Annotated in this window: 13 protein-coding genes; 8 read left to right on the top strand and 5 right to left on the bottom strand. The window is 35.9% G+C overall.

The features are described 5' to 3' along the window. Window positions 1-638: 638 nt before the first annotated feature. On the bottom strand, window positions 639-1,427 hold the full coding sequence (locus tag DXA15_RS01455) for a nucleotidyl transferase AbiEii/AbiGii toxin family protein (protein ID WP_005862063.1): 789 nt from the start codon (window positions 1,425-1,427) through the stop codon (window positions 639-641). After that, complete coding sequence (locus DXA15_RS01460) at window positions 1,424-2,041, bottom strand: hypothetical protein (RefSeq protein WP_028728131.1); 618 nt, start codon at window positions 2,039-2,041, stop codon at window positions 1,424-1,426. The genes DXA15_RS01455 and DXA15_RS01460 overlap by 4 nt, the downstream gene beginning before the upstream one ends. Before the next feature lie 372 nt (window positions 2,042-2,413). Here DXA15_RS01460 and DXA15_RS01465 point away from each other — a divergent pair, with 372 nt between their 5' ends. The 8 genes from DXA15_RS01465 to DXA15_RS01500 are packed head-to-tail and all read left to right on the top strand — an operon-like array spanning window position 2,414 to window position 12,014. Beyond that, window positions 2,414-2,764, top strand: coding sequence for a hypothetical protein (locus tag DXA15_RS01465; protein ID WP_005862061.1), 351 nt, complete (start codon window positions 2,414-2,416; stop codon window positions 2,762-2,764). Further along, the gene (locus DXA15_RS01470) at window positions 2,761-3,810 is read left to right on the top strand and encodes a DUF4917 family protein (protein ID WP_028728132.1); all 1,050 of its coding nucleotides are present in this window, start codon (window positions 2,761-2,763) and stop codon (window positions 3,808-3,810) included. The genes DXA15_RS01465 and DXA15_RS01470 overlap by 4 nt, the downstream gene beginning before the upstream one ends. Before the next feature lie 27 nt (window positions 3,811-3,837). Then, on the top strand, window positions 3,838-5,148 hold the full coding sequence (locus DXA15_RS01475; protein ID WP_005862059.1) for a hypothetical protein: 1,311 nt from the start codon (window positions 3,838-3,840) through the stop codon (window positions 5,146-5,148). After that, complete coding sequence (locus tag DXA15_RS01480; protein ID WP_005862058.1) at window positions 5,118-5,783, top strand: hypothetical protein; 666 nt, start codon at window positions 5,118-5,120, stop codon at window positions 5,781-5,783. Before DXA15_RS01475 ends, DXA15_RS01480 begins: the two co-directional genes overlap by 31 nt. Next, the gene (locus DXA15_RS01485; protein ID WP_025866445.1) at window positions 5,776-9,072 is read left to right on the top strand and encodes a hypothetical protein; all 3,297 of its coding nucleotides are present in this window, start codon (window positions 5,776-5,778) and stop codon (window positions 9,070-9,072) included. Before DXA15_RS01480 ends, DXA15_RS01485 begins: the two co-directional genes overlap by 8 nt. After that, on the top strand, window positions 9,069-10,055 hold the full coding sequence (locus tag DXA15_RS01490; protein WP_008778330.1) for a hypothetical protein: 987 nt from the start codon (window positions 9,069-9,071) through the stop codon (window positions 10,053-10,055). Before DXA15_RS01485 ends, DXA15_RS01490 begins: the two co-directional genes overlap by 4 nt. A 19-nt stretch (window positions 10,056-10,074) precedes the next feature. Next, window positions 10,075-11,568: an LA2681 family HEPN domain-containing protein gene (locus tag DXA15_RS01495; RefSeq protein WP_005868436.1), complete on the top strand. Its 1,494-nt coding sequence runs from the start codon at window positions 10,075-10,077 to the stop codon at window positions 11,566-11,568. Window positions 11,569-11,576: 8 nt separating this feature from the next. Next, window positions 11,577-12,014, top strand: coding sequence for a hypothetical protein (locus DXA15_RS01500; protein ID WP_223382230.1), 438 nt, complete (start codon window positions 11,577-11,579; stop codon window positions 12,012-12,014). A gap of 185 nt (window positions 12,015-12,199) precedes the next feature. Here the strand turns inward: DXA15_RS01500 and DXA15_RS01505 are convergent, their stop codons facing one another. The 3 genes from DXA15_RS01505 to DXA15_RS01515 all read right to left on the bottom strand — a co-directional run bounded on the left by DXA15_RS01505 (window position 12,200) and on the right by DXA15_RS01515 (window position 14,332). After that, on the bottom strand, window positions 12,200-13,135 hold the full coding sequence (locus DXA15_RS01505) for a DUF5712 family protein (protein ID WP_005868432.1): 936 nt from the start codon (window positions 13,133-13,135) through the stop codon (window positions 12,200-12,202). A gap of 6 nt (window positions 13,136-13,141) precedes the next feature. Further along, window positions 13,142-13,726, bottom strand: coding sequence for a BfmA/BtgA family mobilization protein (locus DXA15_RS01510; RefSeq protein WP_028728133.1), 585 nt, complete (start codon window positions 13,724-13,726; stop codon window positions 13,142-13,144). 255 nt (window positions 13,727-13,981) lie between these two features. Continuing rightward, window positions 13,982-14,332, bottom strand: a complete 351-nt coding sequence (locus DXA15_RS01515; RefSeq protein ID WP_005868427.1) for a helix-turn-helix domain-containing protein — start codon at window positions 14,330-14,332, stop codon at window positions 13,982-13,984. Window positions 14,333-14,342: the final 10 nt, after the last annotated feature.

A 14,342-nucleotide genomic window follows, 5' to 3' on the forward strand; every position in this document is an offset into this window, starting at 1 on the left:
GAGAATATGCTTTAAAGTACCCCTTTTACTATTTGGGAGAAAAAAAGAAATCCCTGATAATCAGATATTATCAGGGATTTGCTTGATTTTCTTTTGTTTCCTGGTGATCCGCCTGGGATTCTCCTTACAGAGTTACCACGCTGATATTTAAAACTTTATATTTTTAGCTTCAAGCATATCCCATGATTTAACCCACTAATTTGCTACGTGCTTTTGCGATAGTTTGCTCATGGAGAATACTGAAAGCAAAGATAAGTACTTTCTTTAAATCTACAAAATTAGGGGTAATATGCATTTGTTTCCACCAGAAAGTGAACGCTTTACGTATCACCATTGACAATCACCGACTTATCTTTTCTTTCATCGGAAAATCCACACGATTTAGCACACGATTATTTCTCATCGTTTTGCCCGTGATTTAACACGATTGTTACTGCAAAGTTAAGAAAGAATATTAAATTAATCCATTGTTTGACCGAAAAGTTGAAATAATTAGTCTTTTTACTTCTCTTGTGCAGCAAAAATAGGGCATAACAGAAATAGAAGGTAATTTTTATGGCGGTAAAATTTACGGCTGTTTAATTTGCCTTTCCATTGTTCCGAAACGGTCATTTCCGAAATGTGCATTTCGCATCGAATTATTCTGTAAGCGAATTAACGAAATCCCCAAACCTCAAAATCTTCTCACTATTCGCTTTATTGAAAAGCAAGTGCTCAAAATCCTTTTGCTTCTTCTTCAAATCGACTGTTTTCAGCAATTCGCCTGCTGCCTGTTTGAACTCCTGCAAATTATGTACTCCGCAACGCTTTGAAAGAAAATCGTAATCGGGTTTTGACTGCGAAAGCAAAAACATCAGGTCGTAAAAATCACGTCCTTTGGCGCGGGCTAACATGGCGGCAATTTTCATACTGCACAATACACCATCAGAAGGAACGGGAAACGGGAAAAAGAATCCGTACCCTTTGATATTTGTGATAACAGGGGGATAAGCAATTCCTTGGTATTGGCTTTCGACCTTTATCAAAAAGCGTTCTTCCTTATGTCCGCTCAATCCCAAATCGAATAACAGTTCAGGAAAATGAATATTACGCCGGAAGGCTGTTAGCTTTGGATTTTTTTTATCTTTTGCCTCCACGCGTAATCCTGAACGTTCCAGAAACTGAATTACGCCGTTTGTCATTTCAATAAACTCGTCTTTCGACAGGTTTTTGCAGTCAAAATCCAAATCTTCAGAAAACCGGTCTATCCCTTTTACTAAACGCAGGTTTGTCCCACCGATAAAAGCCATCTTTTGGATGTTTGGCGTAGAAGAAAGGTAATCCAGAATCATCAACTGTAAATACTCTTTTAGTATGTGCTTATCGAACCCCGAATTTCCACGGATTTGAACCGGAAAATAATTTCTTATCTGTTCAATCTGTATCATAAATCGTAAGTTTTAAGAAGTAACTTTACACGATGATCAAGTGCCTTGCTTTGAAACATGTCGCAGTAGTCCATCAGTAAATCCTTGTTTAAATCATCGTGCAGGTAATCTTCATCCAAGCGCAATTCTTCCAATTCCTGCTCACTATCATAGAACGGATAAAGATACAGCAAATCAAGTAATGCCTTCTCGGGTGTGGCAAACTGTATGGTACGATTGTCTGCCATTGGCTTCAACTCGTACCCGAACATCAGGTTTTCTTTGACGTTCTTATAAGAGTATTCGCCGAAGTCATTGACGAAAGATGCTGTTTTTAGGGTTGTCACACTGGTAATCTGTACCACCGCTTCCGGTATCATCCCATAGAACGACAATGCTGTATGCAAGCTGATATAGGACGGACGGTAAATCCTGTTGGCAAAATAAAGGAAATAATCCGGTTTGCTCTTATATTCAGAGAAAGCAAAGTATCCCTGCCGTAACCGGATAAGATATCCTTTCTTCACCCAGCGAGTAAGGCTATTACGGTCAAAATCCGATTGCCATGCATATACCTGATAGATATTGAAGCATGCCAAATCGAATAGCTGATTCTTAAATTCCAAAAATGTCATTTCTTGATTTTGTTTCTATTATGCTGCAAATATAATGCATTTTAGAAACAAAACAAAATATCAGGATTAGTTAGGGGTATTCTTGTTCTGTCGATAAGACGAAAATAAGCTGTTTTTGTTTTGTCGATAAAACAAAAAAGACTTTGCCCTGCTATTTTGCAACTGCTGAAGTAGTGGTAACAGAGATGTCATAAGCAACTTTATTCGAATAAAAACAGCTTGTTTATTGTGAATGGTGAAGCAAAACAACTAATTCCTAGTATTAATACCATAGATTTCATTCTTAAAATGAAAAAGTTAGTGACAATGTTAAAAGATTTGCTAACTTTGCCATTAACGAAAGTTTGAAGTAGAAATCTTAAAGAAAATATCATGATAAAGATTAAGTTAGCAGATAGCATTATTAAAAGTCACCTTGTGGACAGCAAGGGCAATTCTTATTGTTCAATTCCTATTAGTGTAGATAAGAAGTTAAATGTTGAAGGGTTATTTGACAAGCTTGTTGCCATAGACCCAAAACTTAAAAGTTATGACCAATCTACCAGTCCTTACTATACTATATTTGTGAATGTCCCCATAGATATGGAATTAGAAGCAAAGGAAGCTAATTCCCAAGTTGGAGAAAATACATATGAAATCATGTGGGGCTTACCTCAGGATATTATTTTGAGTAAATTGCCTTGTTTTGTTCCCAAACATCATTGGAAAAAAGTTGAAGTATGAAAGTTGAAGAACTTCAAACCTATCAAGAGGTTGTTCAATCCCTACGCAAAAAAGGAAGGGCTAAGCATTTGCTGTTGGGAAATGGATTCAGTATGGCTTATGATGCCAAAATATTCTCATATAATGCGCTTAGTGCATTTATAGAAAACTCGGAAGATGAATTATTGAAACAGCTATTCAACAGCATAAATACAAAGAACTTTGAGATAATCATGCAGCAATTAGACCTTTTCGCTAATGTTACTCAAGTTTTCAATGCAGACAAAGAACTGATTGATAAAATCAAGCATACAAGTGAAACCCTGAAAAATAGCTTGATTGATGCTGTTAAAGCAATGCACCCTGAACATGTGTTTAAGATACCTGAAGAAAAAAATGCCGCTTGCTGTACTTTTTTAGAAGATTACTTAGTTAATGACGGATATGTTTTTTCGTCGAATTATGACTTGCTTCTTTATTGGGTATTAATGCGCAACACTTGTAAAAATGCAGGAGATGGCTTTGGAAGAGAAGTCGAAAACCCATTAGGAGATGAGTATGTTCCGGATTATGAACCGGAATATTCTGAACTTCGTTGGGGTAAAAATAAGGATAGCCAATCCGTATTTTATTTGCATGGTGCGCTTCCTCTATTTGATACAGGAATAGATATAATCAAAGAAGAATATAACGGTGACTACTTATTAGATAACATTAAAGCAAGAATGGAAAAGAAAGAATATCCCATTTTTGTGACAGCAGGCAATGCAAATGAAAAACTTACGCACATTATGCATAACAAATACCTGTCGTTTTGCTTTGATAAGTTTTCTTCGATAAAAGGCTCATTAATAACATTTGGTTTCAACTTTGGCGACAATGATACACATATCATAGAAGCCATAAACATCGCGGCTAATCAAGGGAAGAAGGCACAAGACAAATTATGGAGTGTGTATATCGGTGTATACTCAGATGCCGATTTGATGCATATTGAGAAAATAAAAACTAAATTTAAATGTAAGGTTAATCTTTATAATGCTAAAACAACCAATGTTTGGCAATAAGGTTAACTTTTTTGTATTGTTAAAGTTATGTCCTTATTCAATCTATACAATGAAATAGAAAAAGAATATGAAAATCTTATTCCTCTTAAGCAGGAAGGATTGGTGCTGTTTCATCTGTATCAGAAACAAAAGGACGGAGACATTGGGAAAGAGTTTTCAGAAGAAGAAATCATCAAATCGTTGAGGGAGATCCGATATGATTTGAAAACCAATCAGAAAATACAGTTTAATAATATAGTCAAGTATTTTCAAAAGTATTTTTTATGGCGCGATGAAAAGAATCGGCTATACCGTCTCAAACCTTTTACCAAAAAGTGGTGCAAACTGATTGAAAATATTCTTGAAGAGACATTCAATCCCACTCAGCTACAAAAAGAGTTTTTATACCTTTCTAACACCTTTAGCGAACAATCCTTCACAGAGTGGTACTCTACTACATTCGAAAGCTATAGCCAAAGAGTAGATACACAAATTAATACCCTATATATCCAAATTGACCGATTAGTCATTGATTTCAGACGACAGATATCAAATGAGCATGCTTACGATTTGAATGCTTTAAAATCAATAGTTAACACATTGGAAGATATTCGTTCCAAAACAGAAGAGTTGAATAATGCCTTTAGTGGAGCGCACGATATTCAAAACAAGCTATTGAAGAGTAATATCATTACAGAAGATATTCTTCTGAACAGACAACGGGCAAATGTGCTATCCTTCTTTCAGGAAGTTCGAGGTAATCTGAAAATCATCAGCAAGCGTATAGACAGCGTTAAACCTCGACTAAATGAATATATCAGAAATATCAATAGGCACGATTTCTACATTCGGTTCAAACGCTTCTTTAATCAACTACTTGAAAAAAGCACTTTGGAAAAAGGCAAAATCCGTTTCCCTGATGGCATACCAAGTATCCCGATACGTTATACTCAGCAACCAAGGTTTATTATCGTTAAAGAAAATTTTGATGGAGCTTCCCTTAGTCGGTTCAAAACAGCGAAATCAAAAATTCCCGTAACCAACGCCACTGAAACAGAGAATCGCTTTTTATTGGAAAAAGAAAGGATTGAAATTCAAAAAAGGATTAACCTTTATATGCTTGATTTGGAAAATCGACTAAAAGCATATCAAGAAGTTGATTTTTCTGCTTTCTTTTATGAAGTGCTCAAAAAAGAAAATGGGAATATCCGTATTTGTGTGAAGTTAGCTCACAAAACCATGTCTAAATATTACCGTGACATTAATTCATTCGGGATATCTATTTCAACTGAAATAGTTGGCATCCCCGAATATCCAATGATAAAAATATGGAAGACGATTATTTACAAGAAAATGTAGGCTATGCATTTTTAACGACACAAGAAGCAATATCAATATTTGCAGATGTCGATTATGCTTTGAAAAGTGGAAAACATATTCAAAAATGTCCTTCACAGGGTAAGCAGTTTGCTTTTGTCGGAAAATATTACGACAAACTAAAATCTTATTATGACAATTTGTTTGATATCCATTTGAATCGTGAGGGCGAAGGTGATTTAGAATACTTTTTCATTGATTTCTTCAAAGATGGAAACGGATACTACCAACGGGGTAATATTCCTGTAGAAAATCGTGAATATCTTGCGGAATCGCATCTAATCATAGCCTTTCTATTAATTCGCATGTATGTTCTTGAACCAAGAGCAGAAAGCCGTATACTAATCCAAGATTTTAAAGTACAAGTATTGTCGGAGTATGAAGAATATAAACCGCACTTATTACGGCTATTTGCAAAATCGGAAGATACAGAAGAAACGGATTATGAGCTAAAATCTATTGAAGATGAGATGGACAAAGCGCTTAAAAAATTCAACGATTTATGTTGGATTATGATAGACAAAAGCACGGAAACTTTTGAAATCATGCCGTCTCTCAATCGTTTACTGAATATGTTTGAAAACTACATCATCAATACACCGATTAGCAATGAGTAATAAAAAATTTCCTCGTATATATAGCCTTTCAACAGTAGGCATTCGTAATCATTATAATTCAGATTATCGTTTTCATCCGTTTCGGACAGATTTTGCAGGTGACAGCGGTGTCGGAAAATCTATTATTGCAGATGTGTTACAACTGATATTAGTCGGAGAAAGGGAATTTAAATCTGCCACAGATTCAAGTTCAGAGCGGGAAGCAAGAAAGTTAATCATTGAACGATATGGATATGTATTTCTAAACATTGCAATAGATACGGACAAATTTATTGTCATCGGGATGTACATATCAACTACTTCCATTGACCCTTTTATTATTCAAGCAAATATAGGATTAGACGTATTTGAGCCTCTTTCTTCACCTCTTATATCAAAAGATTTTATGTTGGGTGACGAGATTATAGATATAACTAATCTTCCTGAAAGGATGAAAGAAAATAAACAGGCTTATGCTGCAAAACTGTCTTTGAATAAATATCATGAATTACTTGAACAAAACAAAATCCTTCCCATTGACCTGAAGACAGAAGGAAACTTAAAGAATTTTGCACAAATCATTCGCGCATTTTCTCGTGGTAAAGGATTTAAAAACAATTCGAAATGGTTGAAAGAGTTTTTCCTTAATGACGATAGGGAAAATATCATCAAAGTTCGTTTTGACGAACAACTTGCAGATATAGCACAAGAATTAAGAGACCACAAAGAAAATAAAGACACATTAGAAAAAGTGCGAATCAAATACGAAAAGTTCAAACGTCTTTTCGATTTAAAACAAGCACGGGATGCAGCACAGGAAGACTATTTGAAAACAAAAACCATATTTCATTATCAAAACAAGAATACGGCAGAAGAAAAATGTATTCAGCTTCAGTATGACATAAAAAGTATCAATCATAAAGTAGCCAATTCCTTTTTGCGTTTATTTTCAGCAGAAGCTGAGGAGCAACGGAAAAACGTAAATCTTTTAGCAGATAAATTATCCATCATTGAAAATGCTCAAGAAAATATAACAGCGTATCTGACTAAAGAGTCCGTTGCATTTCAGAAATACCCCAAACTCGACGAACAGTACATTCAAGTGCAAAAAGTAGAAAAATTACTTGATGCTTATAAAACATGCGAAAAATTACGAGATAGGCACTCAAAACAATTGAGTGAGAAGGCTGAAAAGGAACACTTGAAAAATTTGGGTGATGAATTGATGAAGCAAAAGTTATATGAAGAATGGACAAAATCTCCTTGGGCGAGAGGAGCAGTTGATGGCTCTGCTTTTTACAAGAAGAGAACAGAAGAAATCAACACCGAAATAAAGAGACTTACTACTTTAAAGGACTTTTCAGATGTCACCAATACTAAATCTTTAGCATATTGGACAATACAGAACAAACCATCATTATCACATGAGGAAGAAAGTGTCTTGTTCAACTTAGATATGATACTTATTGAGAAACCTGCAAGTATTGAAAAGAATACACAATATATACCAAATCCGGAAACTTTTTTTGGCAACTTGGAAATCGGGGAAAAAGAAAGCAATCCGAATGGTTTTTGGGTTGATTGGGGCAGCATTAGGAGATTTGTACCTTACATACCCGAACGATTTTTCACAACGAAGAATAGTGACGAAATTACGGGATACTTCAACGAAAAATACAAAGATGCAGCAGAAATCATCAATTCATTAAGAGAAGAGAAAGAAACTATAGAGGCTATGCAAAAAGTGGCGTCTAAACATGGCGAGAATGCAGTTAACGCTTTTGTTCGTAGAGATGAAATATCAGCATATATCATTGATGAAAATTTAGATATTACTGCCACACAATTAGATGAATTGTTGAAAGTCCATTTTAATGGAGAAGACATTAAGCAAACCAAATCGGAACTTGATGCTGCCAAAATCCTGAAAATAAAGGGAGAAACGGAGCAAGAGCAAGTAAAAAAAGATATACAACAAGCCTGCCAAATAGAATTCTCAAAGAATTTCTCTTTTCTTGAAGTTCAAACCGCTATCAGACAACTTCAAGAAAAAGCAAACAGACTGCTTATATATAAACAAAATAGAGCAACTCGATTTCGACAATTATTTTCAACTTATATACAAATCCCTGAGGATTTAGATACGACAAGCATATTAAATCTTCGCTCAGAACTAAATGATAATCTAAAGAAAAAACACAGTTGCAAAGAAGAAATAAAAGTTCTGAAAACTAAGATTCAAGAAGAAGACAGCCTTTATCATCAGGCAAAGTTAGATTATCAAGCACAGTCAGACCAACAGATAAACTTAAAAATTAATATTGTAGCCAAACCCGAAGAAAAAGAACAATTATTCTATTCAGCAAGGAATGCTTATAAGCAAGCATATGATGATATTGTTATCGAGTTTTTAAGCGAAAAAATGTATCAACGATTCATGGGGTCTGAAGATTATTTGGCATTAACAAGGGAAGTTGTTAATGAGATTCCCGCAAAACAATTGACGTCAAATGAGACAGATGCTTTACAGCAAATGTTAGACTTTCTCAAACAGTTAAATGACACACATATCCATATCGGAAATCGGAAACTGAATTTGCTCAAGGAAATTTTTCAGGATGTTAGAGATGCTGTCAGCGATTATGTTGCAAAAATGTATGAGATTGGAGCCTATTTTAAAGGCTCGGATAAAGAAATATCACAAGGATTTAAGTTAAGTCTTACTTGTCCGTTTTCTTTAATTTATCCAATCGATTGGATTGATATGTTTTTGGAAAAGCTTAATGATTCGATAAAACAAGAAAGCATTCATCAAGATTTATTTGCAGCATTAAGAGAAAAAATTGATATTCCTGACATGATGGCTACAGCTTTTGAAAAATGTGGTGGATTCAAGAATGCGAAAATAGAAGACTTATTAAATCCCAAGAACTATTTTGATATAAAATTCGAAATGGAGTCGGATGATGGAGAAAAGAATGTCGGGAGCGCAGGTCAGACCTATGCCGTTACTGCCATGTTATGCGTTGCCCGTCTTTCCTTAGTTGAGAAAAAAGAAAAGGGGAGACAACACAGTGGATTACGTTTTATGCCTATTGACGAGGCTGAAGGAATTGGTAGTAATTTCGATTTACTTGAACGAATTGCCGAAGCCAAAGATTATCAGCTAATATCAATGTCAATCAATCCCCTTGATGATTTCAGGGACGGTGAACAATATTTATACATCCTCAACGGCAGTAAAAAGCGGAAAGAACGAGTGAGTACTTTTGCTATATTTAGTAATGCCGATGAAATTCAGAAGATATGATAAATAAACAATTAACATGGCCTGAGTTTAAAGCGCTGTATCAATTATACCACGAACGCAAAACCAATTTGAAAGTACAGGAACGCCCATACTTCAAATATCTAAAACGAGAAGGGTATATTAAGAAGAAAATCGGTTCAACTAAAACCATAGAGCCATACAGTAAATTCGACGATGAATATGAGCGGGAAAATATAGAAGGTCTATTTCACAAGTATTATTCCTTTCTGTCGGAAAATCAGATTTTGACGCCCCACACTCCATTTTCGGAATTTGAAATCAAGAGCCTAATGAACATCAAGCAATGTGAGAATGTCTTGGTCGATAGTGGGCAAACACTATTATCCGAAATGCGAAGTAAAATAGAGGCAGGAAAAGACGGACGAAAAGGAATTTCAAAATCGTTCTTCAAATCGGCCAAACATATTGAAAAGGGTTCTGCATTGGAAGATGCTGTGTTAAAAATAATAGGGATAGATAAGTTTCCCCAGAACGAAGGTCAGTGGATTTATCGTGTTCCATGCAAAAATCCAACATGTATAATCCTATGTGAAAATCGTTATTTTCTTACCCTTGACATTGCCCCAAAAAGGAATGTTGAATTATGGCACGTTGGCGGCAATAATACCTTGCCGATTGAAAATTTACCGAAAATTGAATATCCGATATATTACCTGTGTGATTGGGACTTGATGGGATTACAAATTTATGAGCGGATTTATCATCGGGTTGAAATGATTAAGGACAAAGCCTCTTCGTTACAACTTCTAAATCCCAACGGTAAACCCGAACGAATCAAAGATACAGAAGATTATCACCGTAGCGAATGGGATAAAACTACAGAATTATCATCATTAACCGCTAACCTATATTCTTCTGAACAACTGGCAATACTACAAAACCTCATAAAAACTGATGAGTGGATTGAGGAAGAAGGGAACGATATAGGTCGAATAATCGACGAGATAGGAAAAGTAAAATAACATAAATCTACAAATAAACATGAATATAACCCCTACTAATATAAATACATATTCGCCTAATGAGATACTAAATAATTTTGCCAATATTTTTGAGAAATCCAGAAGTATAAATGACCTTGTATCTATAAAAAACGGTTTAAATCTATCTGTGGACGTGGATTTGCAGCGTTTCAATGATGAGCAAAAAAGTACATTTCATTATTTTTTGGCAAATGGTTGGAGTTATGTATTACAACTAAAATATCTAAACTCTTACGAAGTTCCCATTAGTTCCAAAGAGTTTGAAAAACAAGTATATCATTTACGTTGTGCTTTGCAACTCATTGGCAAAAGAGAAGATATTAATGTTTGTCAAATCCTAACTAATCTGGGATGTGCTTTTGACCATATCGGGCGTTTCTCAGAAGCGCAGGACTATTTCAATAAAGCACTTTTGATAAATCCCAATTTTGGCATGGCTTTGGGGAATAAGGGTTTTGGATTATACCGATATGCAAGGGAAGTTTTTGACGGGGTACATCAATTTATATTTTTGCAATATGCCCGAAAGCATTTACTGGAAGCATGTGATAAAAAAGATGTTTACGAAGAAGCCCGTTCAGGGTTTAATAGTTTGGCGGAACACATTGCCACAAGGTATCCATTAAAAGACTTGAATGATTTCAAGCAATATGACGATTTCTTTCATGGATTATCAACGGATGAAATTGACTATAGACAGTGGTGCATTGATAATGTATTATTTCTAAATCCACTAAATGATGTTATAGCCCAAAATGTTGTTGCACACGATATTCTGCATACTCCAACAATGGTCTTGAAAAGAGAAGAAAAACCAATATGCCAATCGATGTATAATCAAATGAAGCAGGAATTTGTTTCAGCAAGGTTTCTGTTCTATGAAGGCGTAAATACTGACAAACCTCATTATTCAGACAGAGATGTTGTCCTTTATACTGCTTTTGATTGTCCGGTCTATGCCATTTCCATTGAAAAAATAAAAATATCCTTTCGCGTTTGCTATTCTATTTTTGATAAGATAGCCTATCTTATGAATATATATTTAAACTTGGGAATTGATAAAAATCGAGTTTCTTTTAGAAATATATGGCATAAAAGAGGAAATAGGAATAATCCGATAAATGAGGAAATGTTTACCTCTCAAAATTTGGCTTTGCAGGGCTTATTTTGGTTGAGCAAGGATTTGGACGAAGGAGTAGATTCACCAATAGAACCGGAAGCGAAGGAAATAGCGATAATGAGAAATTTTATGGAGCATAAATCATTTAAAATTGTTGAAGGGAAAAATATTTGTTGGAACGAATCACCGGAAACATATGAAATTGAAAGGCTTGATTTTTATGATAAAGCATTTAAAATTCTGAAACTTACGAGGTCTGCATTAATCTATCTTTCATCTCTTATTTACGAAGAAGAAAGCTCCCGAAAGCCTTTAGAGGGTTTAACCAAAACAATAGATATGCCGATAATAAACGATAATTCTAAGATATAATGAATAATATGGATAATCTTGATGGAGATAAAATAATCGAAGAAGCGGAGAAGTCTTTGGAACGCCTTTCACGTAAAATAGAACAATTGGAATACGATTCCAAAAGATATGTGTTAAAATATTTCGATAGGTTGCATGATAAGTTGTTCATGTTCAATACAATTTTTATTACAGGATATTTTGCTTTATGTCAGATAAATAAAGAATTTAATAGTCTGATATTGTTGTTGCCATTTTGTTCTCTTTCAATGCTGATTTATATTGAGCATTTTATGAAAGAAATCGCTCGCAAGCAGTCATACGGTATGTTTGAAGTAAATTTATCTGAGCATTTAAATAAAGCAGAAAAGAAATATGGTCAGGTCACCATATTGTCGTTACTTATTATAATTGTTTCAGCCATAGAACTGTTGTACACAATATATATTTGCATCTTTAGATTTTAGTATCAAAAATAAACTGTATTAATAAAAGCGGCTATGCCGCCGTTAAACTGGCAAAAGTTATTCTCGGACAATCGGTTATTCTCGCGGGGCTTCCGCCCTCCAAAACGGGCAGGGAAGCCATGAGCGGGAAATAACCGAAGTTGGACGGGAAATAACTTTTGGCACAATATAAATCTAATATTTTATCAGCTTAATCTTGGTCTCCGTTTCTTCTTTTTCTTGGGTTTCAGCGGTTGTTGCTCATCCATTGGATTGACATCCGCAGCCGATGGAAGTATGGAAAATAAAGAAGATAAACCGCTTTCATCTGTTTGCGTATTGGTTGGAATATTTGAAAACGTTTTTACATTTTTATTTATTTGTGTTTTTATATTTTCATCTGTTTGAACATAGACAATTTTTTTCTTTTCACCAGCAAAATCTTGTTCGGGGGCTTTCAGTTCCCGTTCCTGCATCCATAGTTTATCCGTGACAGTGCCGTTCTTCATAGTGTTGCAGTATTCAAAAGTTTCGGGTAGTTGCCGATTATAACCGAATAGATTATCAAAACCTTTCTCCACGTTCTCAAATAAGGCGATACGGTCAAAACCGCCTGTAATAACGCCTTTTTGGGTGTTTCGATGATTGGTAAGCGGGCTTATCTTGACTTTGTTCGATTGGTCTTTACGGCTCACAATCAAATGGCAGTGTATATTCAGACGGTTGTCGGAACAGTTTCGGTCGAAATGGATTTTGCCGTAAAATTTGATGTTTTCGGCTGATAATCCTTTATTGAAATTCTTGGCATATTCGGGAATGAACACTTCGCGGATATACCGCTTCATGGCTTCGGCTTGTTCCTGTTCCGTGCTTCCCATCGCTTGCAGTTCCTTTTCGGACGGGCTGACGTGAACGGCGTAAAACTTGGCATCAGTCTTTAAGAGTTGCCCGATATTCCCGTCAATGTCTTTAATCACATGGGATTTATAGACATTATCATCCGTAAGGTTGAAAAAGCCTTCGGTATAGATTCCCTGCTCCATCCGTTGCAAATCTTCATGCTCGCAATAGTTGGCTAACTGTCGGCTGCTGCCTGCATTGTTATACACTCCGTTGGACGGTGGCGGGAAATCGATGTTCATTGTTTGCTATTCGTTTATCAGGTTCGTTATCTCGGCTTTCAGGCTCTCTTTGCGCTTGCCGTCCATCACTCCGCAAGCTGCCAACTCCGCATAAAGGCTAATCAACTTCAAAAGTTTTGCATTGTCTTTTTTCTGCGTCTCTTTTAACGCGCCGATATGTTTACCCTGACTGTTTATCACGTCGGCATGTTCGCCGAATTTGTCACTGATTCTTTGCAGCACGGCATTGTGTTTCTCTTGGTTCTTCTCCAACTGCGAAAGAACAAGTGTTTCCAATGCTTTCACAATACTATCGAAGCGGACGGCTATCGAATTGGTCGCCCGTATCATCGGGTTAAGTTCCTTTTCCTCGTAGTTACGGATAAAACGTATAATAGCATCCTGCCGTTTGTTGATTTTGGCAAGTTCGGCTTTGACCGATTCGGGGGCATCGGCGGGATTGATATTTGCCTTGTCGATATACCGAAAAGCCAGTTTCACTACTTCCGCCTTTTTCAGCGAATAGTGTTTACATATCTTTTCTACTAAGCCGCCCGTTTCCTTGTCTATGGAAACGGTGGTGAATATGGTTTTCCTGCTGTTATTTTGCATGAGTAATTACAATTTTATAGAAATTCGCTCTATTAATCACCTGATAATAAGCAATAAACTAAAATTGATTATTACAGGTGTCATTACAGCGGTTTCACTTAAACCGCTAAAGCCGAAGGCTTTGCCCCGCAGGGCAAGAAGGAAGAACAGGACTTGTCCAGTTCCCTCTTGCTTCATTTAGCGAAACGAGCCGAGCCACAAGGTGAGGCCGTTTCTGCTAAATGGGGAGCGATAGCTTTTCATCAGGCGGTAATATTACCCACCTTGGTTTGCCTCAGTTTGCTTATCGAGTTGGTTTTCCTTTTTGAACCGTTCGTATGTTTTACAGTCGGCATTTTCTTGAATAAATACCCGAATATCAGCAGCACGATAATAGGTTTTATGACTTATCATAAAGTAAGGAAGTTTGCCACTTGCCCGATAGCGTTGCAGGGTTCGGAAAGATACTTTCAGCAGGAAAGCTAAATCCTGATTATCCAATATCTTGTCGCTAGGATCTAATATCTTGTCGGTATTGATAAGGGATTTTAGGTCTTGTCCGATTTCGGAGAGCTTTTTTGATAGCCGTTCCATCCACTTGTCGAAGTTTTCGTTGTCTATATACATTTTGCTTCAT

It is taken from the genome of Parabacteroides sp. AM58-2XD, assembly GCF_003463685.1.
In the GTDB taxonomy this organism is placed as follows: domain Bacteria; phylum Bacteroidota; class Bacteroidia; order Bacteroidales; family Tannerellaceae; genus Parabacteroides; species Parabacteroides segnis.

Excerpts from the sequence above, each read along its gene's own strand:
- DXA15_RS01455 (WP_005862063.1), bottom strand. The coding sequence starts at position 1,427 with ATGATACAGATTGAACAGATAAGAAATTATTTTCCGGTTCAAATCCGT.
- DXA15_RS01460 (WP_028728131.1), bottom strand. The coding sequence starts at position 2,041 with ATGACATTTTTGGAATTTAAGAATCAGCTATTCGATTTGGCATGCTTC.
- DXA15_RS01465 (WP_005862061.1), top strand. The coding sequence starts at position 2,414 with ATGATAAAGATTAAGTTAGCAGATAGCATTATTAAAAGTCACCTTGTG.
- DXA15_RS01470 (WP_028728132.1), top strand. The coding sequence starts at position 2,761 with ATGAAAGTTGAAGAACTTCAAACCTATCAAGAGGTTGTTCAATCCCTA.
- DXA15_RS01475 (WP_005862059.1), top strand. The coding sequence starts at position 3,838 with ATGTCCTTATTCAATCTATACAATGAAATAGAAAAAGAATATGAAAAT.
- DXA15_RS01480 (WP_005862058.1), top strand. The coding sequence starts at position 5,118 with ATGGAAGACGATTATTTACAAGAAAATGTAGGCTATGCATTTTTAACG.
- DXA15_RS01485 (WP_025866445.1), top strand. The coding sequence starts at position 5,776 with ATGAGTAATAAAAAATTTCCTCGTATATATAGCCTTTCAACAGTAGGC.
- DXA15_RS01490 (WP_008778330.1), top strand. The coding sequence starts at position 9,069 with ATGATAAATAAACAATTAACATGGCCTGAGTTTAAAGCGCTGTATCAA.
- DXA15_RS01495 (WP_005868436.1), top strand. The coding sequence starts at position 10,075 with ATGAATATAACCCCTACTAATATAAATACATATTCGCCTAATGAGATA.
- DXA15_RS01500 (WP_223382230.1), top strand. The coding sequence starts at position 11,577 with ATGGATAATCTTGATGGAGATAAAATAATCGAAGAAGCGGAGAAGTCT.
- DXA15_RS01505 (WP_005868432.1), bottom strand. The coding sequence starts at position 13,135 with ATGAACATCGATTTCCCGCCACCGTCCAACGGAGTGTATAACAATGCA.
- DXA15_RS01510 (WP_028728133.1), bottom strand. The coding sequence starts at position 13,726 with ATGCAAAATAACAGCAGGAAAACCATATTCACCACCGTTTCCATAGAC.
- DXA15_RS01515 (WP_005868427.1), bottom strand. The coding sequence starts at position 14,332 with ATGTATATAGACAACGAAAACTTCGACAAGTGGATGGAACGGCTATCA.